Consider the following 21,691-nt stretch of genomic DNA (forward strand, 5'->3'; position numbering starts at 1 on the left):
CTGCTCGCGACCAGGCGGGGCTCGGCGTCCGGGCGGCCGGCCGGCCACACCATTCTGGTGCCCGATCCGGCGCCCACCGACGCGGACGGGGCTGCAACGAAATGATCGGGGCGCTCCGGCAATCCGATGGGCGGGCGCTGACTTCGCTTGCCACGCCCATCGCTTTGACCCAGCTGGCTCAGGTTGCGGTGTCCACCACGAATATTGCGTTGATGGGGACGCTCGGCGTGCGGGAGGTGGCCGCGGGCGGGTTGGCGCTGGTGTTGTTCAACCAGATTCGGACCATGTGTGTGGGGTTGATTACCGGGACGGGTAATCAGGTGGCGACGGTGGTGAGCCGGGCCGAGAAGCAGGGGCGGGGAGCCGAGGCGGAGGTTCGGGAGGTGGTGCGGTCGAGCTTCCTGATCGCGACCGTCGCCGGATTGCTCGGCGGCGCACTGCTCATCGGGCTCGGGTGGGTGCTGCGATGGCTGGGGCAGGATGCACAGGTACTCGCGGAGGCGCGGCCGATGATGGTCGCGCTGGCGCCGGGGTTGGTGCCGTGCCTGTGGTTCCAGGTGTTGCGGCAGTACACCGTCGGGTTGCAGCGGCCGCAGGCTCTGCTGCTGGTGACACTGGGGTCGGTGGTGCTGAATCTGGTGCTGGCGCTGACGTTCATGCACGGCTGGGCCGGGCTGCCCGCGCTGGGGCTGACCGGGGTCGGCGTGGCGACCTCGCTGGTTTTCCTGATCACCTACGGGGTGTTCTGGGCGATGGTGCGGCGGGATCCGAAACTCGGTGCGACACTGCCGGTTCGGATATGGCCGGTGCATGCGGCGACGGTGTGGGAGGAGTTGCGGCTGGGGACGCCGATCGCGCTGACCTACGGGTCGGAGGCGGGCATGTTCTCGGTGCTGGCGCTGGCGATGGGGAGTCTGGGGGCGGCGGCGCTGGCGGCGCACAATGTCGTCTATCAGATCGTGTACATCGTGTTCCAGGTGGCGATCGGGCTCTCGCACGGGGCGTCGATCCTGGTGAGCAAGGCGGTGGCGCGGGACGAGTTCGCGCATGCGCGGTCGGTGGCGTGGCTGGCGCTGCGGTGCGTGGCAGTGGTCGCCGGGGTCACGGGGGTCGCGTATGTGCTGGCGCCGGACTGGGTGCTGCGTCCGCTCCTGGCCGACAGTGATTCGGCCACGGTGGCACTGGCACACACGCTGCTGCTGATCGCCATCGTCCTGCAGTTCTTCGACGCCGCCCAGAACATCGGGGTCGGGCTGCTGCGCGGACTCAAGGACACCAAGGGCGGGTTCCGGCTCTCCCTCGTCGGGTACTGGGGTGTGGGATTGCCCACGGCGCTACTGCTCGCGTTCCCCGCGCGCCTGGGCGCGGCGGGCGTGTGGTGGGGTCTGACCACCGGTCTGGCCACCACCGCTGCCCTGATGCTGCGTCGCTTCTTCACCCTGCTGCATGCACAGGAGCAGGCGAATCAGCGAGTGCTGGCCGGTAGCCTCGGGCATTAGCCCGACACCCAAATCTCACCTTCCCGCAAGCATGTCGTCACTGGGCGCGGGCAACCTGAAAGAAACGGGCTTCGCTATTCTGGCGACGAATTCGGCAAGCGCAGTCGACAGGGTCGGCAAGCCCAGGGCGCACACCACTGACAATGCCGGGGAGGATGTCCGTGCACATCTCGCGAGTCGCCGAGTATCCGAGGGCAGATCATGTCCTGTTCCATTTCAGCGACACCCATCTGATCGCCGCCGACACCGAGCTCTACGGTGCGGTCGACGCCGAGGCGCGGCTGACCGCGCTGCTCGGGCAGGCCGAGGCCAGCCGCATCGCGCCGACCGCCATCGTCTTCACCGGCGACCTCGCCGACCAGGGCGAGCCGGGCGCGTACCGCAAGCTGCGGGATCTGGTGGAGCCGTGGGCCGAACGGATCGGCGCACCCGTGGTGTGGGTCGCCGGCAACCACGACGACCGCGCGGCCCTGCGCGAGGAACTCCTCGACGCGGTGCCATCGAACGACGCGGCTTCCGGCGCACCGTTCGACGCGGTCCACATGTTCGACGGGTTGCGCGTCATCGCCCTCGACACCACCGTCCCCGGCCACCACTGGGGCGAGATCACCGACGACCAATTGGCCTGGCTGCGTGAGGTTCTCGCCGAACCCGCCCCCTTCGGCACCATCCTCGCCATGCACCACCCGCCCATCCCCTGCGTCCAGGACCTGGCTGTCCTGGTCGAACTACGCGACCAGCGCCGCCTCGCCGACGTCCTCGACGGCACCGACGTCCGCGCCATTCTGGCTGGGCACCTGCACCTTTCGAGCACCGCCACCTTCGCCGGCATCCCGGTCTCAGTGGCCTCGGCCACCTGCTACAGCCAGGACATGGCCGCCGCCGAGGGCGGCCAACGCGGCCGCGACGGCGCCCAAGCCTTCAACTACGTCCACATCTACCCCGACACCATCGTCCACTCGGTAGTCCCCATCGGCCACGGCCCCACCGTCGGCAACCCCGCCGACCCCGAACAAGCAGCGACCAGGCTCGCCGACGCCGGCATCGTCATCCCACCGGCGGCCCGCATCCCACACGTCCTCCGCCGCCGGACCGAGGCCCCCGAATCCGACGGCGAAACGGTCCTCTGACCGTTCAGGGAGATTTCGGTGCTGCCTATCGCCGGAATCGCTTCGGCCGCTGACTATCCGCTGCCGCTGGGCTCAACCTCACGCGGTGGTCCCGCGCCGACTCGCGATCTGATAGACGTTGCCGAACGGGTCACGCACCATGGCTCGGCGGTCACCATACGGCGTGTCGAGCGGTGCCTCCACGGTGAGTGCACCCGCGGTGAGCGCCCGCTGATATGTGGCGGCGACGTCATCGACATAGACGTACAGAAAGGCTGGAAACACCTCACGTTCGCCAGATGCCGACACCATGACCAGCGAGTCGCCGATCCGGACCTCGGTCGGTCGATTCGGCTCGACGTCGCCGACTGCTTCGAATACCGTCCGCAGGAACTCGACCGCGGCAAGCTGGTCATCGACCACCATGCGTGGTGTCACTGAATGGAACCCTGGCGGAAGAGCAGAAGCCTTGGCCATGCAGAGAGTCTCGCATGCCACCGTGAGCCACGGTGCAAGGTCAGCAGAACATGTTCACAGACTGGAGGAGCGGCCGAACGATCCCCGAAGCGCGAGCCGATCGATAAGGGTCGCTTATCCAATGACCGGTGTGTTCGAGGCTGAGCATCCGGCTTCGGGTCGAATTCTCCGATCACACTGTCACCGAACCGCTTTGGCTTCGGACCAAACCAGAAATCATCGTCGGCAATCCGTCACCGCATCACTAAATGATCATGGCGTGCTCTATCGGGGATCATCAGTGCCCCCTTCCGGCTACAACCCGTTCTAGCCTGGTCAGGATTGCCGTTGACCGCACCGCTCCCGCCACTGATTGTGGCGGAATTCCATTGGGAGACAAGATGTCTCGCATGGCGACGGTTGTGTGGGCAACCCGACGACGGATTGGGACATCGAATGAAATTCCGCAGCATCACCGTGGCCGCCGTACTGGTTGCCGGCGCGCTGACCGCCGACCTGGAGACCGTGCATGCCGAGCCCGCCGCCCCGGCCGATCCTGGGATCAAGTACTCACTCAAAGTGGTCGACAAGACCGTCGTCGCCACGCTGCGGGGCGCGAGGTTCGCGCTGAGCGAGCAGGACGGCACGACGTCCGACGCACCGAAGACCCAGGTCGCCAACATCAAGGACGATAGCGGTGCGACGGTACTGTCGATGCCGCTCGACTACCGAATCGGGGACGTTCGGGTTCCGGTCAAAGCGGTCACGAAGAACAATGACACCGTTCTGGAGATCACACCGAAAAGTCCTGAAGGAGTGCAGATCTCCAACCAGCAGCTCGCCCTCGAACCAATTGCCTCGCCCACAGAGGACCAGCGAGCGTTGAACGAATTCAGCAGCAAGCTGTCGGTCGCCGGTCAAGTCGGCGCATTGGTCGGCGGGATAATCGGTTTCGTCGTCGGTTGCGTCGCCAGCATCGCGATCGGCTGCATCCCCGGCGGTGTTGCCGGGGTACCGGCAGGCGGAATCATCGGTGGCCTGGTGGCGGGCGGCCCGACGTTGATCGCCGCGGGCATCGACCTGCTGAATACCTGGCAGACCGCACCGGGCACCTCCAAGTGGGCCGATCCGCAGCCTCAACCCGCCCCGCAGAACTGACCTGCACCTCACCGGCCGGCCGTCGAGCGGCGGCCGGGCAGACCGACCTGTTCGCGCTCGAGCCTGTCATGAAGCTGCGAAAGGGCTTGCGCGACAGCCGATAACGACGAACCCGTGATGGTGCTGCCGAACAACTCGGTCAGCCGCTGGGAGAATCGGTCGAGGAAATCAGCGCGGGATTCCGAGCGCTGATGGCCCAGATGAACATGCCGACCGAGATACATACCCGAACAATGGCACTCGGCACCCAGCCTGCCGTGCTCGTCGAACCGACCGAGCCCGCGCGCCCCAGGATGATCCTGTACTTCCATGGTGGCGGCTTCGTCTACCGCCACCCCGGACGGCGATGTCACTGACCGCGAACCTGGTGACCCGCACCGGTTTCCGTGCCTTTTCGGTGGACTACCGGCTGGCGCCCGAGCACCCCTTCCCGGCCGCGATCGACGACACCCTGAGCGCCGCAGGAGTCGTCCCCGATTGCCCTCCCGGGCCTGCTGATTCGCGTCGTTGCTGGATCAAATCCTGGCCGGGACCCGACCCTGACACCAGTCTCCAGCTAGCCGAATACGGGACGTTTGTCCGCAGTAATCCTTTGCTACACGCGGTGCTTCGGGGTCTCGGTAGTAATCGCCGAAAAGCCGACGAAGTTCGGGCAGCCGACCGGAGTCATCCCATCCGGCTGGTGAACTGGTTCAGGTCGAAATAGTCTCGCCAGGCGCTGATCCTGCTGTCCCTGACCTCGAAGGTCCCCATGACCGGGAGCTCGAAAGACCTGTCGGGAAGCGTGAAGACGTCCACCCGCTCGGTCATCACGACCGGACCACTGGCTGCGATGTTGACGATGCGGAAGTCGATGCCCACGATGCCTGGCGGGCCAGGGCGGATGAACGAGGCGATGTTGTCGGCGATCGCTTCCCTGCCAGTGACCGGTGCCATCGGGATGTTGTGGTAGACCGCGTCGTCTGTGAAGAATGCGGCGAGGTCACTGACCCCGGCATCGTCGGACCACGCCGCGCAGAACCTGCGCACCACCTCGATCGGGCTCTCCATCGGGCTCCCTCCTGCGCAATGATCAGATCATATGTCACGCCCTCCCCGCCTCCATGGCCCCAACCTCCGAACGCACTGAATGCCGCATACCGCGCTGACCGAACCGGCCAGCGTGGGCGGCGGAAGATCAACTGGCCATGCCCATCTGACGTCGACCGAACGTCCGCAACTGCGGATTACAGGGCATCCGCAGCGGTGTACACGATTTCGGCTGCACCGATGACTTTCGGGTGAATGCGTCGTCGATACCTCTGGATATACCGACAGAGAGGAGTCCAGGCATGACGAGACCGTTTCGGGATGGCATGACGTCGGTGCGGGCGAATGGTGTGGATCTGGGCATCGAGAGCTTCGGGCGCGAGGACGATCCGCTGGTCCTGCTGGCCGGCGGCACAACGATGTTGTCCTGGCCCGACGCGCTGTGCGAGCGGCTCGCGTCGGGCGGGCGGCGCGTGGTCCGCTACGACCTGCGCGACTCCGGCGCGTCGACGACCCTCGACCCGGAGAATCCGGCATACGACCTACGGGATCTCGTGGCCGACGCGGCCGCGCTGGTCGAGGTGCTCGGTGCCGGGACCGCCCATCTCGGTGGAGTCGGCGTCGGTGGGATGGTCGCTCAGGTCGCCGCGCTGCACCACCCGGACGTGTTCTCCGCACTGACCCTCGCCGGCACTCGGCCGGTGGCGCCGGGCCCGGTGGACGAGGACCTGCCGGAACACGACCTCGCGGTCATGGGCGCGCTGTTCTCCCGCCCGCTGCCGGACTGGACCGACCGGGACGCTGTCGCGGCGTTCGCCGCCTCGGGGGCCGAGCCGCTGGGCAACGATCCGGAGGAAGCGCAGGCGACGGCGGCCCGAATCTGGGATCGAACGGCGTCGAGCGATCCCGCGGTGCATCAGGCGAACCAGCTCGGAATGGTGTTCTCCCGGATCGACTGCGCCCCGCGCTGGCGGGAGCGGCTCGGTGAGCTCGACGTGCCCACGCTCGTGGTGCACGGTCGCGCCGATCCGTTCTTCCCGGTCGGCAACGGCGAGGTCCTCGCCGCCGAAATCCCTGGGGCGCGACTGCTCGTCCTCGACGACATGGGCACCGCCCTGCGCCACGCCGCGGCCGACCAGGTCGCTGCCGCCATGCTCGCCCTGTAACCGCCCGGCTGGGAGGCATCCTGAGCCTGCGGAATCGCTCTATACCGCTTCCCGCGCTGTTGGAATCGGCCGGCGAGGGCAGGGCCGGCAGCGAGACCGGCTGCGGCCCAGGGCATCCCCTGCTGCGGAGTTCGGGGCGTTTGCACGGGCGTGTACACGATCTTGGCTGCACCGATGAATATCGGGTGGATCCATCGTCGATACCTCTGGACATACCGAAAACACATGGAGGCACTGGCATGCGGAAGTTGATTCTGGGTTTTTACGTCTCGCTCGACGGTAAAAGCGCTGACGCGGACAACGGAATCCGGGACGTCATGATGAGCGTCGACGACCCCGAGCAGGAGCAGTACTTTGTCAATCAGCTGTGGGAGGCTGGGGCCTTCCTCATGGGCCGCAACAGCTACGAGATCATGGCCGGATACTGGCCCACCTCCGACCACCCGTCCGCCGAGGCCATGAACGAGATCCCCAAGGTCGTGTTCTCCCGCACCCTGAAATCCGCCGACGACTGGCCCGAGACCCGGATCGCCAGCGGTGACACGACCGAGGAGATCGCCAAGCTCAAGGCCGAGCCCGGCAAGGACCTCGTCGCCGTCGGCGGCACCGAGTTCATGCACTCCCTGATCAAGCTCGGCGTGGTCGACGAGTACCGGCTGTGGGTGCTGCCCGCCGCCACGGGCAAGGGCGCGCCACTGTTCCCCGAGCTGGATCAGCCCGTGAATTTGCGCTTGGTGAAAAGCACGGCCTTCCCGTCCGGAATCCTCGAACTGGTGTACGCGCCAGCCGACAAGTAGGACCCAGCAATTGAGCCGGCTTGCGTCCCTATTTCGCTGACACGGTGTTACGTTCGCGGGCGCATCATCCGATAGCCAGGTACAGCAACGTCATTCGCGGTGCTGACGGTACAGGCGATCCGAATCACGTTGTGGTGGTTGTGATCAGATGTGGAGGGACCGATGACAGCCCTGAAGACCACCACCGCAGCGCTGCTCGCGGTCGGCACACTGGCACTGGCGGGATGTGGGCCCGACAACACCGGTGCCTCCCCGTCGACTGTCACCGTGTCCGAAACCGCAACTGCGACAGCCACCGCATCCGACGGCGGCACACCTGCCCCGGGCACCACCACTTCCGCAGACACCGGCGGTACGCCGACCGGACCGCGCTGTGCCGCGCCGCCGATCTGAAACTGTCCAAGGGCCGGTCCGACGGAGCAGCGGGTAGCGCGTACACCCCGCTCATCTTCACGAACGCCGGAATGCATCCCTGCACCCTGACCGGATTTCCCGGCGTCTCGTTCGCCAACAGCCGCACCGGCGACCCGATCGGAGCCCCTGCCGATCGAGACAAGCCGAAGCCGACGGTCACCCTGGGGATCAACGAGAAGGCCTCCGCCGTACTCCGCATCACCGATGCCGGGAATTACGGCGACAAATGCCACCAGGTCACTGCCGCCGGCCTGCGAATCTACCCGCCGGACAACACGGAGTCGTTCTTCCTGACCTGGGAGATAAGCGCCTGTACCAACACCGATGTCCACCTGCTGGAGATCTCGTCGCTCGTACCGGGCGAGACCGGGAACTGACCTCCAGTTATAGACGGCTGGGTCATTCCCTTGGGATACCGGTGGTGGTTCGTTCTTCCAGGTAGATCAGGATTGCCCGGACACGTTGGCTGTGGGCGGGATCTTTGGCGAGGTGCATCCAGGATTCCCTGGTCGGCCAGTTGCAGTACAACCGTCGCGACGAACGTCTTGGTCACGCTCCCGATCCGGAAATGCGTTCGCGGGGTTACCATCTCGCCCGCATGCCAGATCTGTGTCCCGTGCCGGTCCGATACCTGCAGCGCCGCGGCCGTCACCGGCCCACCGGCGCTTCGATCGACGATGAAACCGATCGCCGCTCCCCGGTCGGCTACCAGTAGCAGGGCCGCTCCCACCGGCAGCCCCACTACCACCGACAACACAATCATCAATACCCGTCGAAGCATTCGCATCGGCCGAAGCTACGGCCGGGCCGCACCCCCTGACCATGCGGCAAACCACCGAAATCCCCTGCGGGAAACCGTGTTCGGCAGAGCGGCACCGGGCGCCCGCATGGCACCTAGGCCGACCGGGGCCGGAGTTTTGGGTTGGTCAGGTGGTGCTCTGGATCTTGACGACCGGTTCCTGAAACTCGCTAACCCAGTCGTCGAGGTTCACGGGGCATTCCAGGTTGGTTTCCCTGGGGTAGCCGGTCGAGCGGTAGCCGTTGACATCGATCCAGCGGCCCAGGGTTTGGAAACCCCGTAACCATCATCGAGTGGACCCGCCGCCACCGTCAGCGCCCAACACCTCGGGCACGATCCCGGACCGGAAGATGCGCGTCGGGATGCCAGCTCGTTGCGCCAAATCGGCAGTATGGCTGGCACCGGCCGAACCGTCGCGAATGAAGGCCAGGCACACATCGGCGCCCAACTGCACCAACTCTGCGTTCCGCTGAAAGCCCGCGCTCCGACCGAACTGCTTCCAATCCGCCGGATGCCGTTCAACCTGCCCACCCCAATGAGTCCAGCACGCCTCACACAGCGCGTCGGCACCGGTCGGACAAGCCCCCGACACGAGAACGGCATCCGGATCCCACACCTCGGCCAACGCATCCCGAATGATGCGCCGGTCCTCCCACGACCGCGAGCCGGTCACCAGAACCCGTCTTCCCACGCCGCGCAGACCTCCCTCGAATCAGCCGCTGCCACCTCGCCGCCCACTCTGCCAGCAGGTCCCGACACCCCTCACCGACAGCGCCTGACACCCGAATCCCGGGCAGATGTTCCGGTCAACTCGAATCACAGTGCCCTACAGCATATTTGGAGAGTAGCACCGGATTCCCTGCCAGCCACCGACGCCTCGGCGTTGATTGCCCAGGTCCCGGGCGGCGATGTCGTCGGCTTCAGTTGGGTGCGTACGGCATCTCAGGGTGGTGGTGCACCCGACCTGTTCACGTCCAGCCCCTACACGGCCGGCAAGGATGTCACCGTGCAGTGGACACCGACTACAGCGGAAACAGTGGATCTCTGGGCAACTCCCGGCAGTACCGCGAATGGTTATACGTGGTCCGCATCCAGCAAACTCACTGGCATTACCGTCGTCCAGAGTGCTCCGTCGGGCGCGAGCTGCACCCACACCTCCGACGGAACGGGTAGCGCAAGCTGCATTCCGGTGATCGGCGGCCTTCTCAGCAGCCTGTCGGCTCAGAAGTAGTAGCAACGCGTCCTGTTGAAAGTCCCTGCGTGTCAAGGCTTTCAACAGCACGCAGAGCGTCCGCAGCGGCGCGATGCATGGCCGTGTGCTGTAGACCCTCAAGAGAACCACGTCCGGGATCCCAGCCGTCGGCTGGCCCGCGACCTGTGGGTTCGTGCAGAAAGTTGGGATCGGTAGGAGGCGCGCGCGGCGTCTACTTACCCCCATGACATCTTCTCAACCTCCCGCGAACCAACCGCAGTCCGCCGGCTTGGACAAAAAGACCAGTGCGATCCTGTCGTACGCGCTGGGGTGGCTCACCGGAATCATCTTCCTATTTGTGGGAAAGAACGATCCCGATGTGAAATTCCATGCCTCGCAATCGATCGTCTTCTTCGGGGCGGTCTCGGTGGTCAATATCGTGCTGAGCATCGTCGGCTCGCTCCTCGGAGTCGTGGGGATCATCTTCAGCCTCGCCGGACTCGCAGTCGCGGTCTTCGCGGTCGTCGTCTGGATCATGGCCATGGTCCAGGCGAACAACACCGGCGGTGTCCGCGCGGAGCTTCCCATTGTCGGAAAATTCACTGCCCCCTATGCCGATCAGTTGGCCAGCTCGGTCAAGTAGCGGACGACAGTCCGAAGATCAACGGCCCGAGGCTATCTCGGGCCGTTAGCGTCCGCGCGGAACGTCCGGAACTGCCTGCCGGTTCGGGCGGTCATCGCAATACCTCATCGAGTGCTTGTGATGGTGTGCGGAATCCGAGGGTTTGTCGAGGGCGTCCGTTGAGCTCGTCAGCGATCGCATCCAGATCGGCTTGGCTGTAGATGCGCAAATCCAGGTGGGCGTCGCCCTTCGGTCGTCCTGTGATTCACCTGTCGGATTTGGGTCTGGGCATCGCGGGCATCAATCGTGGCGCTGGTGGCAGCGATGCAGACGTGGGCGAAGTTCGGAACGCTTGGATCATGAGGGTGGCGAAGCGGCGGGAGGCCGCGATTCGTGCTGCCGGTGTGCTGGCCTGGATGCCGTTGTTGGCCATGATCATGAGGACGAGGTCGTCCAGGACGATGTCGGGGCGTAGGCGGCCGGTGTCCTTGGCGCGGCGGATCAGTTCGGCGGCGCCGGTGAGCGCGGCGGTGCGGATCGCGGTGAAGTCCATGGCGTGTGGGTAGGTGGACATGAAGGCTGCGGTGAAGCCGTGGTCGCGTGCTTGTAGCTCACAGAGTTTCTCGAGGGTGAGGCAGAAGCCGTGCCAGGGATCGGGGTCGGCGAGCCCTTCGTCCACGAGGGTCCGGCAGGCGAGCATCTGATCGGTGAACGCCTCGGCGACCAGCATCTGTTTGGTCGGGAAATGGCGGTAGAGGGTGGCGGGGCCGACCTCGGCGCGGCGGGCGATGGTCCGCATCGGCACCTCCAGGCCGTCGGTGACGAATACCGCGCGAGCCGCGTCGAGGATGCGTTCGCGGTTGGCGCGGGCGTCGGAGCGCAGGGTGTGAGGCAAACGAGCGGTCACCACTCTCACTTTAGCTAAACGGACAGGGGCGTCCGTTACGGTCCGTTGGTCTGTCCGATCGAACAGAGCACGGAGAAACCAATGCATGCAGTGATGGTCCCAGCGTTCGGAGGTCCCGAAGTCCTCGCGGTGGTCGAGCTCCCCGACCCGAATCCGGCCGCCGGGCAGGTGTCGATCACGACCGAGGCGATCGGCGTCGGCGGTGTCGACGCCCTGATCCGAAGTGGCGCGCTGGCCGCCTACGGAGCCACGCCCGGCCGCATCCCTGGCCAAGAGGTCGCGGGCACCGTGACCGAGGTCGGCGAGGGTGTCGACACGGCGTGGATCGGTCAGCGCGTGTGGGCGTTCACCGGTGAGGACGGCGGCTACACCGAGCGCGCCGTCGCCTCGGCCGAGACGCTCGTCCCCCTCCCGGAGACCATGTCGGCTGTCGAGGCGGTGACACTCGGCAGCTCGGCAACGGTGGCCCACTTCGCTTTGCGCCATGCGCATTTCGCGCGCGGCGAGTCGGTGCTGGTACGTGGCGCGGCCGGCGGTATCGGAGTCATGGCGGTCCAGCTCGCGGCTCGTGGCGGCGCCGGTGCGGTCGCGGTCACGACCTCATCGGCCGAGCGCGGCGAGCGCCTGCGCAAGCTCGGCGCGACCCACGTACTCGACCGCGCCGGCCAGGGTGCGGAGGACGCTCCCGCAGGCTACGACGTCATCATCGACATCGTCGCCGGCGCGGATCTGCCGTCGTTCTTCGCCAGGCTCGAGCCGAACGGTCGCATGGTGGCCGTCGGCGTGATGGCGGGCATGCCACCGGCGGATTTCGGCGCGGAGATGGTCGCGGCCTTCAGGAAGTCGATGTCGTTCGCGACCTTCAGCGCCGACACCGTGCCCGCACCCGCCCGACGCGCCGCGACCGCCGAACTGTTCGCCGCCGCGGCCCGCGGCGAGCTGGAAGCGGTTGTGCACGAGACGCTTTCACTGGAACAGGCTGTGCTGGCGCACCAGAAAATGGAAGCTGGCGAGGTGTTCGGGAGAATCGTGCTCACACCATCGGCGAGATAGGCGACACCGCCTCTCACCGCAATATCAACGCACGCACATCAGCGTAAGTCGTTTTGTGTCACGTGGTTTGGTAGGACGCAAAGAGTTTCCGGATGATCCGCAGGCACGGCCGCTGCCCACCGCATCGACAGTGAAGGTGATGTGCGCATCCTCGAATCCGAGCCAGCGCTTCGTTAGCGGAAACCACGCGTTATATGTCGTTTCCTTGACACAGAACAGAACCCGGTCCGAGTTCAATCCAGAGTGGTTGGCCTGCAACCACTCTCGCTCCTGCCGGGCTCCGATGAATTCTCGGCGCCGGCAGTGCGCGCTCATGCCGAATGGAGGATGTGCATAGGCAGTATTCCGTTGCCCCACTTCTGCCGTTAATTGATCGATAGAATGCCGCTGAGCTGGTCAATCAACGAAAGGAGCGCATGATGTCGACGAAGTGTTTCATCGAAGGCGGACCAGATGACATGCCCACGCGAATCGTCCCGATCACGCCGCCCGGTTTCGAGGTGAAGATCGAGCGTCGTGCTGGCTACGAACATTACAAAAGCACCCCAAGGTTCACAGATACCGTCGAGGGGCGGCTGCCTGTGTACGAGTGGTTCGAACGAACCGAGATTGCCGAGTAGATATAACCGTCGCGACCGTTTGCTCACTCGAGGCGTGAGCAAACGGTCGGTCGTGCCGCATACCGCGCTGAGCGAACCGGCCAGCGAAGGGCGGCTGGCGGCGAGAGGGGCTGCGGCGCAGTAAAGTCCGCCACTGCAAGCAGTGATGCCAACATGCCGATGCCGTCTATGGCATCGCTGAACGTGGTGCGGTCATTTGGCTGCTCAGTCGGTGATGTGGTCGAAGTCGATGAGCAGGTGCTGGGGGCCGCGGAAGATTTGGCTTCGCCGATAGGGTGGCGGGTCGACGACCAGGCGGGGTGTGGCGACGCGGCGTAGGAAGGTTTCCAGCGCAAGGTTGACTTCCAGTCGTGCGAGCGGGCCGCCCAGGCAGGTGTGGATACCGCTGCCCCAGCCGAAGTGTTCGTTGTCGGGGCGGTGGAGGTCGAAGCGGTTCGGGTTGGCAAAGCGGTTCGGGTCGCGGTTGGCGGCGGCGTAGACCAGGTGCACCGCGGCCCCTTTGGGGATGACGGTGCCTGCGATGTCGATATCGGCGGTGGCGCTGCGGCTGGGGAAGAACTGCACCGCCGCCTGCAGCCGCTGGACCTCTTCGATCGCGCGTGGGAGCAGCTTCGGTCGGCTGCGGACCTGGTCGTAGGACCCGGGGTTGCGCAGCAGCGTCATCACACAGTTGGTGATGGTGTTGACCGTCGAGTCATGACCGGCGACCAGCAGCAGCACCGCATTGGACAAGACCTGTTCGGCAGGCATCGGACCATCGGGGCCCTGGTCGTGAATCAGTTTGGACAACAATCCCTGCCCGGGCTCGCGTTGGAGCTGCTCGATCAGGCCGGCCAGATAGTCCATGAGCGCGTCACGGCTTGCACGGGACTTCTCGGCGCGGGCCCTGCCCTGCTCGGTGGTCGCATCCGGGCCCAGATCGATGCCGGTCAACATGTCGCGGATCCAGGCATGGAACATGGGTTCGTCTGCGAGCGGGACCCCGAGGATCTTGCAGATCACCATCACCGGCACCGGGTAGGCGTAATCGTCGACCACATCCAGCCTGGTCCTGCCGCTGGCCTCGATGCCGTCGAGCAGTTGGTTGCACAGTCGCACGATGTCGGGCTCCATGCCGGGGATGACATCGGGTGAATGCGGTGAGATGAAGTGGCGCATCACCTGCCGGCGCGCCCGATCGTGCTCGGGGGGATCGGAGACGATGATGCTCGGCCGGTGACCGTAGGCCTGCATGTCCTCGACCCCGGGCTCCGAGTCGGCGCCTGACGTCAGGGTGGCTCCCAGCGGGCTGCGGCTGATATCGGAGCTGACCCGGGGGTCGTGCGCCAGCGTCAGTAGTTCCTCATACCCGGTCACCACATACAGGTTGTCGGCAACTCGCGCCACGGGGGTCTGGCGCAGTTGGTCGAAGAACGGGTACGGGTCGGCGCGGTGTTCGTATTTCATCGCCTCCGCCCAGGCGCTCGCTGCGGTCATGCTGGCTCCCTTGGTCAGTGGAACTCGGCGCCTCGTGAGGTGGGGTCGTGACCGGTCAGCACCACATCGGGAATCTCGGTCAGTACTCGTGGATCGGGGAAGCGGGCCGGCATCGGTGCTGGGTCAGGCGCTTGGTCGTAGCCCGGTGGCGGCGGTGGGAACGGTGCCGAGCGCTCGATCATCGCCGCGTAGTACGGCAGCCACTTGCCATGGTTGAACGTCACCGCCCCGACGATGCGGCCGCGGTGGCCGTAGGCCGCGGCGAAGCGATAGTCCTCGGGAGACCCCTGGGTGAACACGATCTCATCGCCGAACGAGCACACCCCCACACCCTTGATGTTCACCCCGAATTGGCCCGACCAGAACGAGGGCAGCGGCAAGTGCGGCCGCCGCTCGGTCTCCAGGTTGATCATGTTGTTCGCGGCGACCTGCGCCCCGCACACCGCGTTGTCCCAGTGCTCCATCGAAATGAACTGATACCCGTACAGCACGTGTGGCTGACGCGCGACATCCCCGGCCACGAAGATGTTGTCGGTCACCACCCCGTTGATGTCGAACGCGCGACAGCCCGCATCGCAGCCGACTCCCCAGAAACCAGCGGCCAACCCGGCACCTGCCAGCCACTCGACATTGCGGATCGACCCCAACGACGCCACCACCACATCGACATCGAGCGTGGTCCCATCCGACAGCCGGGCCCGGCGCACATGCCCGCCGGCATCGCCGTCGAGGGCTTCCACGGACACGCCGGTGCGCAGGTCCACGCCGGCGCCGCGCTGCATCCGGGCGGCGATGTCGCCGATCACCCCGCCCAGCGGCCCCACCAGCGGCCCGCCTCCGCGCTCGGCGACGGTCACCGGCAGCCCCAGCTTGCAGCACACCGAAGCCATCTCGGAGCCGACAAACCCCGAGCCGACGACGAGAACCCGCTTCGGGCTCGAATGCAGTGCCGCCTGCAGCCGGGCCGCGTCATCGCAGGTGCGCACCGTGAACACCCCCTGCAGGGCCCCCTCGGCCGGGTTGAACCACGGCCGTGCCCGAACGCCGGTGGCGATGAGCAGCCGGTCATAGGGCACCGTGTCTCCGGTGGCCAGCAAGACCTGTTTGTTCACCCGGTCCAAACCGGTCGCGGCCACACCCAGCCGCCACTGCGCGTCGATGGCCCGCATACGGGGAAGTTTGGTGTGATCGGCGCGAACCCAGCCCTCGAGGACTTGCTTGGACAACGGCGGGCGGTCGTACGGTTCGTGCGTCTCGTCACCGACCAGGGTCAAAGACCCGTGGAAGCCCTTGTCCCGCAAAGCCTCCGCGGCGCGAAGCCCGGCCAGCGACGCCCCCACGATCACGATCCGCCCCTCGGCCCGAAACGCCCTGACCAGGTCCGCGGCCAGCGACGCGGTGCTCATGCCACCGGCTCCGGCGCGTCTGGAGTAACAGGCTCCGGCCCGTCGGGTGTATAGGTCTCCACGACGATCGCCTGGACCGGGCACGCCGCCGCCGCTCTCGAGACGCGCTGGCGCTGCGTGTCATCAGGGTTGGGGTCATACGCCAGCGCCTCCTCACCCAGCATTTCGAGCACATCCGGTGCCAGCGGAACGCACTGCGCATACCCCTGACACCGATTCAGATCAACCACGATGCGCATTCCCTCAGCTCCTCCTCATCCGAACCATGTCCCGATGTGGTCACCCCCTGTGAAACCGCTGCGGGCCGGAAACGCGCGCCCGCCCGCAAGGGCCGACGTGAACTCCCGGAAGACGATCACGCCCCGAAGCACCGGTGCCGGGCGGGCACCTCACAAAGGATTCGTAGCACCCAGCACAAAGGATTCGTAGGCCCAACGTCGACGATCCGGTCATTCGCCGGCGGTACACGCTCATGCCGGCCGAAACGTCCGCTTCTAGCGCCGCTGCCCGCACGGTTCGAAGCCGCCAACCGCCGCGACTCGAAGATCAACGGCGCCGAGATGACCTCGGTCCGCGCTGACCGAACCGGCCTGCGCGGAGCGGCCGGAAGCGAGACCAACCGCAGCGCAGGAACATCCGCTAGCTAGAGGCCGAGTTGAGGATGTTTCGGCGGTCCACGATGTCCATCGCGGACCGCCGAGTACTTGCTGAACTGCAGGCTAGCTGTGCGCTCTTCCATAGACAGCCATGGCGTCGCGGGCGAATTCCGTTGTGCCAGCCCCATGGATGTCGTAACCGGCCCGGAACCGTTCGTCGGAAACGTACATCTCGCCGAGATAGGCGAATGCCTCTTCGAACGGCTTGCCGCCCCAGGAGCGGCCTTGCCACCCTTCACGCACCCATTCCGCGTGGCGGGCGACGATGGCCTGGACCTCGGGGCTCGGCGCGTTGGTACTTACGAAGGAGCACAAGACGATCAGGCCGGCGTTCCCGGGCTTGCCTTCAGCTCGACGCCGAACGTCCTGCATTGCCGCATACCGCGCTGACCGAACCGGCCAGCGCCGGGCATCGAAAGATCAACTGGCCATGCGGATCCGACGTCGACGGAACGCACGGTAATGCCGATGAGCGCGTCGATCGTGGGCGGGATTTCAGATTGCCAGTGTCCGAGCTGATACGACGTTGTCGGCTCCTCGTCCGGGGATCAGCTGCCGCACGAAGAACCCCCGGCGGCCGGGTCCTCGACACCACCCATCGACAGTGTCAACACCCCCGTTGGCCGGGTGATCGTCCAGTCGATGGCGATATCTGAAATCCCACCAATTCACATGCTTGGGGCGTTAGTGTTCGGTGTCCTCGCGACGGTGCGAGGGGAGCAGCGGGAGGGACCCTTGACCATGAACCAGGTATTGAAGCGAATCGGCTGGGCTGCAGGTGGATTGGCGGTCGCGAGCGCGACGGTCATCGGGACGGCGGGATCGGCCGCGGCAGACGCGAGCCTGACGATCGAGGGAAGTCCGATGCCCATTCAGGTGGGCGGCAGCTACCAGGTGGTGGAAGATGTTGCGAGCACTTCGGGGCAAACCATGATCATCACCGGTTCGTCGAACATGTCCGACGGCAGAGACATCTTCCTCTACGACAACGGCCAATGCGTCGTCTACGACTGGATGGGGAGTGGCGGCACCACCCTCAAGGGGCTGAGCTGGACCCCGATGACCGCTGGCACGCACACATTGCAGGTCAGGGAAGGCTGGTGGCAGAAGACCCTGACGGTCACTGTCGCACCCGCCCCGCCCGGTAGCCCGGCCCCGACTCCGCAGAGCGGCTGCGGCGCGAACAGCAACACCGGCAGTTTCGGCTCCTAGCACTGCTGCACGGGCCGCGCATGCACGTCGCGAAATGTGATGCGCGGCCGCCCGCCTCCAACGTTTCCCACACCTCGGCAATGCCAATCCCGCCTCTGTCGCTTCGACCCACCCGAACAGCCCGCCCTCCAGCATGGGCCCGCGCCTGCCTTCCCGCCCGGTCAACCCAGCGCCCTGGGCATACCTCACCCGACAGGTTTACCCCGAAACCACACCACCTCGGCCATGTCCCCACGACATCACCCTTAAGGCTCAGTACCGCACTCTATTGCCGCGTATGGCGCAGGAGCGGGGTGGTGGACATGAGAGGATCTCGCTCCCTGTGGCGAGCTCGGATGTCAGAGTTGCCGGGGCGGAGTGCTAGCTGCCGGGCTGCAGGTTCGAACTGCCGGATCCGATGCTGCCGCCGCCACCGCAGCCGCCCTGCTGGGGCTGCTGCGCCGTCGGTGTTCCGGGGGGTGCGGCGACCACGACCACCGTCAACGATTCCGTGTTACTGCCGGTGTGGGTGGACAGGGTGTGGGTTCCCGCGGTGAGTGGAACCCAGGTGACGGACTGCCTGTCGCTTCCGATGCAGGCGCCGTTGTCGTAGAAACTGCTGACGGGATTGACGATGCTCACGCCATCGTAGCCCGCGATGAACGAATAGCTTTGTCCGACAATGAAAGACGCGGGTGTCGTGCAGGTTCCGCTCGAACAGTCCTGCACCTCGGGGCCGTGGATGCCGGCGGTGGCGAGGGCCGAGGACAGTGCGGTGAGGGTTCCGGCAACGCTGACAAGGGTTGCGGCCCAGGCGATGTGGCGTGCGCGGCGGTTTGTGGCGGGCATTGACGACTCCTTGCTTCGTCCAGATTTCTGGTCGAGCGGAATCCTGCCTTCACTCGCAGTGAAATGTTCTCGCTTCACAAAATGAGTGACCCCCGACTTGCAGGGGCACCGAAACGGGGGTCAGTCCGCCGCGGAGTACAGCGCGGACGTCACGTTTGGCCAATTCCCGTGGCAAAGTGCGGGTTCCAGCCAGCTTGGCCGGCCGACCACGTTGCGGTTGCTATGCACTGATCTGCCGCAATACCGCCGAAGATCGATGGCGCCGAGGGCGGCCTGGTCCGCGTAGGGCCCGTTGGGGCCCAGCGGCAAGTGCTGCAATGGCAACAGCGTTGCGAACCTCAGGTGGGTCGGGCGGCCTCCCAGGCCGCTTCGATCATCCGGAAGATTTCGTCCACCGCGGCCTGCGGATCGGCTGCCTCACGGGCCAGGGAGTAGGCGTCGATCACGAACCGCGCGATCGCCTGGCTTGCCGTGCTGGTGGACGGCTGGCCGAGATCCGCGGCGATGGCCGCCGCCAGCGACTTCGCGTGGCGCAGCCGCATCGACTCCTCGTACTCGCGCAGGGCGGGTGTCCGGTCGATCAGATGCCAGATCGGCGCGGCGCCCTCGGCCGCGCAGTGCCGCACCATCGCGTGGATCTCGTGCCGCAGCGCGGGGATCAGTGGCTCGTCCGCCGACCTGCCGGTGACCGCCTGGGTAAGGCGCTGCTCAAAGTTCTCGTCCTGCTCGAAGACCAGGGCCTCTTTCGAGACGAAGTGGGAGAAGACGGTAGTGACGGCCACGTCGGCCTCGGCAGCCACGTCGCGGATGCCCACCGCGTCGTATCCACGTTCCAGAAACAGTGCGAGCGCGGTGTCGGCGATCTTCTGGCGGGTCGCGGCCTTCTTGCGCTCCCGACGCCCGGTCGGCACGGTCATCACTTGATGCTATCAGCTGCAAAAATGCATCGGTTTCGAACTCCTAACGGTTGGTAGGCGACTATAGCGCCACCCGCTACGAAATAACAACCGTTGCAAAAGACTAACCGTTAGTCCTAACGTGAAGACATGAAAGCGATGCGCTTCGCCGAGTACGGCGGCCCGGAAGTCCTGAAACCGGTAGAGGTGGCCGAGCCCCACGCCGGCCCCGGCCAGATACGCATCGCCGTGCGCGCGGCGGGAGTGAACCCGCATGATTGGCGGGTCCGCGAGGGACAGTTCCGGCGGATCCACCCGATCCCGCTGCCCGCCGGCGTCGGACAGGACGCGTCGGGCGTGGTGGACGAGATCGGCGACGGCGTAGTCGGCATCGAGGTCGGTGAGCCCGTATTCGGCCGGGGTTCGAACACCTACGCCGAATTCGCCGTCCTGTCCTCCTGGGCGCGCATACCCGAGGGATTGAGCTTCGCCGAAGCGGCGGGGTACCCGTCGGTGGTCGAGACCGCGATACGGATCATCCGTCTGGTCGGCGTCCAGCCGGGACAGACACTGCTGGTCAGCGGCGCAGCGGGCGGAGTCGGGTCGGCGGTGTTGCAGATCGCCCGCGAGCGGGGAATCAACGTGATCGGCACCGCCGGGGCCGCGAACCAGGACTACGTACGAAGCCTGGGCGCCGTCGCCATCACCTACGACGCGGGTTGGGAGGAGCGAGCACGCCGGCTCGGCACCGTCGACGCCGCCCTCGACCTCAACGGTGCCGGCGTCATCCGCGGACTCCTCGACCTGACCGGAGACCCGGACAAAGTGATCACCATCGCCGACCTCGAGGCGCCGATGCTCGGTATCCGATTCGCCGGTGTCGGCGGCAGCATGCCCGAAGCTCTCGCCGCGACCCTCGACCTCATCGCCCGCGGGAAGCTCCACATCCCGGTCGACCGGTCATATCCCCTCACCGAAGCCGCATCCGCGCACGCCGACAGCCAGGCCGGACACACCCGCGGACGCCGGGTCCTACTCGTCTGAACCGATCGTCCCCGAGCCATGGACCCATTTCGGCACCTACGCTCCCTCTGGTCAGGTCGCCGCGCGCGTCGTGCCCCATCGCGATCGACCAGACGGTCGGTCGGCCATCGGTCATGATCGCGACCCTGCACCGCGGCGAGGAGAACATCCGGAACTGTCGCATGGCGCGCTGACCGAACCGGCATCGGAAGACCAACGGGCAGAGCGCCGTACGACCGTCGGCAGAGCGCGCTCATGCCGATTATGTGATGTGTGGTTGGTTCGGTGCGCATCGTTGCGGTGGGTCGGTGTTGGTGCGCACGAATCCGCGGTTCGGTGTTGCGCGGCGCAGTCGCGCAAGACCGAATCTTGGAATCAATCATCTAGCGCTGCAGGAACTCCAGGGTGGTGCGTTCGAACGCATCCTTTGCCTCGAGCATCACCCAGTGGCCGCAGTTCGGGAACACGTGCAGTTCGGCGTTCGGGATGCTGCGCATCGGCAGCAAGGCCATATCGAGTGGAGTCTGGCGATCATCGCGTCCCCAGGCAAGCAGGGTCGGGCACACGACCTTGTGCATCATCGCCCAGTACGGTGGCGTCTCAGCGTCGGCCAGCGCTCGCCGACGCGCTTCGAAAGCCGCTGCGCCGTACATGGATTCGATCGACGCCAGCGCATTCGGATCCAGCGCGGTCTGCCAGCGCTCCTCGATCAACGCTTCGGTGACGAGCTCCGGACTGTAGGACATGCACCGTATCCAGCGGATCAGGTTCTCTCGCGTCGGCTGCTCCGTGAAATCCTGCAGGATCTGCGACCCTTCGCTGAGGGGCTGGGTGAACAGGTTCGGCCCCACCCCGCCGATGCAGACGAGCTTGTCGACGCGGCCCGGGTGGCGGATCGCCAGGTTCAGCCCGACCACCCCGCCCAGCGAATTCCCGATGACGGCGGCGGATTCGATACCCAGCGCGTCCATGAAGCGGAGCACCGAATCCATCGCGGTCCACACCGGATTGCCCGGAACCGGGTCACTGACCCCGAATCCGGGGAATTCCAGAACGTAGCAGTGATACTGCTGCGCGAACGCCGCCAAGCTGCCGCGGTAGTTCCGCCAACCGCTCACGCCGATCCCGGAACCGTGCAGCATCAACAGCGGCGGCCCGTCGCCGGCCTCGTGGTAGCGCAGAACGCCCGTGTCCGTGACCACTTCACGTTTCGTGGTTTCAAAGGCTGTGTCCATGACTCGAAACTAGAACGTGTTCCTAAGATCAGCATGTGTAATCAATAAGGGATACAAAGGATTTCGTTGCCCTAACCCATTGATCGGTGGGCTCTCCTCGGTTGGCGCTGCTCGCAAGCAGCAGCAGCGTAAAGCCCG

General features: G+C 65.8%; 26 protein-coding genes and 1 pseudogene. 13 read left to right on the plus strand and 14 right to left on the minus strand.

The genetic code is table 11. From position 1 onward, the window contains the following. Nucleotides 1–101 precede the first annotated feature (101 nt). Both ACFXIV_RS09365 and ACFXIV_RS09370 read left to right on the plus strand, forming a co-directional pair. Nucleotides 102–1,499, plus strand: coding sequence for an MATE family efflux transporter (locus ACFXIV_RS09365; RefSeq protein ID WP_379397642.1), 1,398 nt, complete (start codon nucleotides 102–104; stop codon nucleotides 1,497–1,499). A gap of 161 nt (nucleotides 1,500–1,660) precedes the next feature. Beyond that, nucleotides 1,661–2,629: a phosphodiesterase gene (locus tag ACFXIV_RS09370; protein WP_379397640.1), complete on the plus strand. Its 969-nt coding sequence runs from the start codon at nucleotides 1,661–1,663 to the stop codon at nucleotides 2,627–2,629. Nucleotides 2,630–2,707: 78 nt separating this feature from the next. Here the strand turns inward: ACFXIV_RS09370 and ACFXIV_RS09375 are convergent, their stop codons facing one another. Continuing rightward, nucleotides 2,708–3,046: a VOC family protein gene (locus ACFXIV_RS09375; protein ID WP_379397638.1), complete on the minus strand. Its 339-nt coding sequence runs from the start codon at nucleotides 3,044–3,046 to the stop codon at nucleotides 2,708–2,710. 366 nt (nucleotides 3,047–3,412) lie between these two features. On the opposite strand from ACFXIV_RS09375, the gene ACFXIV_RS09380 reads away from it, so the two are divergent. Next, a complete protein-coding gene (locus ACFXIV_RS09380; RefSeq protein ID WP_379421233.1) occupies nucleotides 3,413–4,222 on the plus strand; it encodes a hypothetical protein in 810 nt (269 codons plus the stop codon). Between the two features lie 8 nt (nucleotides 4,223–4,230). Here ACFXIV_RS09380 and ACFXIV_RS09385 read toward each other — a convergent pair whose 3' ends face one another. Further along, nucleotides 4,231–4,575, minus strand: coding sequence for a hypothetical protein (locus tag ACFXIV_RS09385; protein ID WP_379397634.1), 345 nt, complete (start codon nucleotides 4,573–4,575; stop codon nucleotides 4,231–4,233). On the opposite strand from ACFXIV_RS09385, the gene ACFXIV_RS09390 reads away from it, so the two are divergent. Continuing rightward, on the plus strand, nucleotides 4,569–4,928 hold the full coding sequence (locus tag ACFXIV_RS09390; protein WP_379397632.1) for an alpha/beta hydrolase fold domain-containing protein: 360 nt from the start codon (nucleotides 4,569–4,571) through the stop codon (nucleotides 4,926–4,928). The two genes, ACFXIV_RS09385 and ACFXIV_RS09390, sit on opposite strands and share 7 nt — an antisense overlap. Here the strand turns inward: ACFXIV_RS09390 and ACFXIV_RS09395 are convergent. Beyond that, on the minus strand, nucleotides 4,889–5,272 hold the full coding sequence (locus ACFXIV_RS09395; protein ID WP_379397630.1) for a limonene-1,2-epoxide hydrolase family protein: 384 nt from the start codon (nucleotides 5,270–5,272) through the stop codon (nucleotides 4,889–4,891). The two genes, ACFXIV_RS09390 and ACFXIV_RS09395, sit on opposite strands and share 40 nt — an antisense overlap. A 305-nt stretch (nucleotides 5,273–5,577) precedes the next feature. Between ACFXIV_RS09395 and ACFXIV_RS09400 the strand changes: the two genes are divergently transcribed. The 4 genes from ACFXIV_RS09400 to ACFXIV_RS09415 all read left to right on the plus strand — a co-directional run bounded on the left by ACFXIV_RS09400 (nucleotide 5,578) and on the right by ACFXIV_RS09415 (nucleotide 8,005). Further along, on the plus strand, nucleotides 5,578–6,417 hold the full coding sequence (locus tag ACFXIV_RS09400) for an alpha/beta fold hydrolase (RefSeq protein WP_379397754.1): 840 nt from the start codon (nucleotides 5,578–5,580) through the stop codon (nucleotides 6,415–6,417). A gap of 239 nt (nucleotides 6,418–6,656) precedes the next feature. After that, nucleotides 6,657–7,214 (plus strand): dihydrofolate reductase family protein, encoded by a 558-nt coding sequence (locus tag ACFXIV_RS09405; RefSeq protein ID WP_379397628.1) that lies wholly within the window; start codon nucleotides 6,657–6,659, stop codon nucleotides 7,212–7,214. Between the two features lie 162 nt (nucleotides 7,215–7,376). Then, nucleotides 7,377–7,607, plus strand: a complete 231-nt coding sequence (locus ACFXIV_RS09410; RefSeq protein WP_379397759.1) for a hypothetical protein — start codon at nucleotides 7,377–7,379, stop codon at nucleotides 7,605–7,607. A 2-nt stretch (nucleotides 7,608–7,609) separates the two neighbouring features. After that, nucleotides 7,610–8,005 (plus strand): DUF4232 domain-containing protein, encoded by a 396-nt coding sequence (locus tag ACFXIV_RS09415; protein WP_379421243.1) that lies wholly within the window; start codon nucleotides 7,610–7,612, stop codon nucleotides 8,003–8,005. Here the strand turns inward: ACFXIV_RS09415 and ACFXIV_RS09420 are convergent. Both ACFXIV_RS09420 and ACFXIV_RS09425 read right to left on the minus strand, forming a co-directional pair. Further along, nucleotides 7,888–8,415, minus strand: coding sequence for a serine hydrolase domain-containing protein (locus ACFXIV_RS09420; RefSeq protein WP_379421234.1), 528 nt, complete (start codon nucleotides 8,413–8,415; stop codon nucleotides 7,888–7,890). The two genes, ACFXIV_RS09415 and ACFXIV_RS09420, sit on opposite strands and share 118 nt — an antisense overlap. A gap of 298 nt (nucleotides 8,416–8,713) precedes the next feature. Next, complete coding sequence (locus tag ACFXIV_RS09425) at nucleotides 8,714–9,100, minus strand: SLOG family protein (RefSeq protein WP_379397626.1); 387 nt, start codon at nucleotides 9,098–9,100, stop codon at nucleotides 8,714–8,716. Nucleotides 9,101–9,908: 808 nt separating this feature from the next. Between ACFXIV_RS09425 and ACFXIV_RS09430 the strand changes: the two genes are divergently transcribed. Next, nucleotides 9,909–10,262 carry a DUF4870 domain-containing protein gene (locus ACFXIV_RS09430; protein WP_379397625.1) on the plus strand — a complete coding sequence of 118 codons (354 nt, stop codon included), beginning with the start codon at nucleotides 9,909–9,911 and terminating at the stop codon, nucleotides 10,260–10,262. Nucleotides 10,263–10,353: 91 nt separating this feature from the next. On the opposite strand, the pseudogene ACFXIV_RS09435 reads toward ACFXIV_RS09430, so the two are convergent. Further along, a pseudogene (locus ACFXIV_RS09435) lies at nucleotides 10,354–10,494 on the minus strand (IS30 family transposase); the annotation flags it as partial. 12 nt (nucleotides 10,495–10,506) lie between these two features. Further along, complete coding sequence (locus ACFXIV_RS09440; RefSeq protein WP_379397623.1) at nucleotides 10,507–11,148, minus strand: TetR/AcrR family transcriptional regulator; 642 nt, start codon at nucleotides 11,146–11,148, stop codon at nucleotides 10,507–10,509. Between the two features lie 81 nt (nucleotides 11,149–11,229). On the opposite strand from ACFXIV_RS09440, the gene ACFXIV_RS09445 reads away from it, so the two are divergent. After that, nucleotides 11,230–12,201: a zinc-binding dehydrogenase gene (locus ACFXIV_RS09445; RefSeq protein WP_379397621.1), complete on the plus strand. Its 972-nt coding sequence runs from the start codon at nucleotides 11,230–11,232 to the stop codon at nucleotides 12,199–12,201. A gap of 416 nt (nucleotides 12,202–12,617) precedes the next feature. Beyond that, a complete protein-coding gene (locus tag ACFXIV_RS09450) occupies nucleotides 12,618–12,821 on the plus strand; it encodes a DUF5988 family protein (RefSeq protein WP_379386484.1) in 204 nt (67 codons plus the stop codon). 204 nt (nucleotides 12,822–13,025) lie between these two features. Here ACFXIV_RS09450 and ACFXIV_RS09455 read toward each other — a convergent pair whose 3' ends face one another. The 4 genes from ACFXIV_RS09455 to ACFXIV_RS09470 all read right to left on the minus strand — a co-directional run bounded on the left by ACFXIV_RS09455 (nucleotide 13,026) and on the right by ACFXIV_RS09470 (nucleotide 16,731). Continuing rightward, nucleotides 13,026–14,297, minus strand: coding sequence for a cytochrome P450 (locus ACFXIV_RS09455; protein ID WP_379397619.1), 1,272 nt, complete (start codon nucleotides 14,295–14,297; stop codon nucleotides 13,026–13,028). A 14-nt stretch (nucleotides 14,298–14,311) separates the two neighbouring features. Then, nucleotides 14,312–15,703, minus strand: a complete 1,392-nt coding sequence (locus ACFXIV_RS09460; RefSeq protein ID WP_379397618.1) for an NAD(P)/FAD-dependent oxidoreductase — start codon at nucleotides 15,701–15,703, stop codon at nucleotides 14,312–14,314. Next, the gene (locus tag ACFXIV_RS09465; protein WP_379397616.1) at nucleotides 15,700–15,942 is read right to left on the minus strand and encodes a ferredoxin; all 243 of its coding nucleotides are present in this window, start codon (nucleotides 15,940–15,942) and stop codon (nucleotides 15,700–15,702) included. The genes ACFXIV_RS09460 and ACFXIV_RS09465 overlap by 4 nt, the downstream gene beginning before the upstream one ends. A gap of 480 nt (nucleotides 15,943–16,422) precedes the next feature. Further along, entirely contained in the window at nucleotides 16,423–16,731 is a 309-nt protein-coding gene (locus ACFXIV_RS09470) for a TipAS antibiotic-recognition domain-containing protein (RefSeq protein ID WP_379397614.1), read from the minus strand. 363 nt (nucleotides 16,732–17,094) lie between these two features. On the opposite strand from ACFXIV_RS09470, the gene ACFXIV_RS09475 reads away from it, so the two are divergent. Then, entirely contained in the window at nucleotides 17,095–17,571 is a 477-nt protein-coding gene (locus ACFXIV_RS09475) for a hypothetical protein (RefSeq protein ID WP_379397612.1), read from the plus strand. A gap of 360 nt (nucleotides 17,572–17,931) precedes the next feature. Here ACFXIV_RS09475 and ACFXIV_RS09480 read toward each other — a convergent pair whose 3' ends face one another. Together ACFXIV_RS09480 and ACFXIV_RS09485 are read right to left on the minus strand one after the other, a co-directional pair. Continuing rightward, a complete protein-coding gene (locus ACFXIV_RS09480) occupies nucleotides 17,932–18,399 on the minus strand; it encodes a hypothetical protein (RefSeq protein ID WP_379397610.1) in 468 nt (155 codons plus the stop codon). A gap of 338 nt (nucleotides 18,400–18,737) precedes the next feature. Beyond that, complete coding sequence (locus ACFXIV_RS09485; RefSeq protein ID WP_379397608.1) at nucleotides 18,738–19,316, minus strand: TetR/AcrR family transcriptional regulator; 579 nt, start codon at nucleotides 19,314–19,316, stop codon at nucleotides 18,738–18,740. A gap of 129 nt (nucleotides 19,317–19,445) precedes the next feature. Between ACFXIV_RS09485 and ACFXIV_RS09490 the strand changes: the two genes are divergently transcribed. Beyond that, nucleotides 19,446–20,339 carry an NADP-dependent oxidoreductase gene (locus ACFXIV_RS09490; RefSeq protein ID WP_379397606.1) on the plus strand — a complete coding sequence of 298 codons (894 nt, stop codon included), beginning with the start codon at nucleotides 19,446–19,448 and terminating at the stop codon, nucleotides 20,337–20,339. Nucleotides 20,340–20,701: 362 nt separating this feature from the next. Here the strand turns inward: ACFXIV_RS09490 and ACFXIV_RS09495 are convergent, their stop codons facing one another. Continuing rightward, entirely contained in the window at nucleotides 20,702–21,553 is an 852-nt protein-coding gene (locus tag ACFXIV_RS09495) for an alpha/beta fold hydrolase (RefSeq protein WP_379397604.1), read from the minus strand. Nucleotides 21,554–21,691: the final 138 nt, after the last annotated feature.

It is taken from the genome of Nocardia sp. NPDC059236 (assembly GCF_042754085.1).
In the GTDB taxonomy this organism is placed as follows: domain Bacteria; phylum Actinomycetota; class Actinomycetes; order Mycobacteriales; family Mycobacteriaceae; genus Nocardia.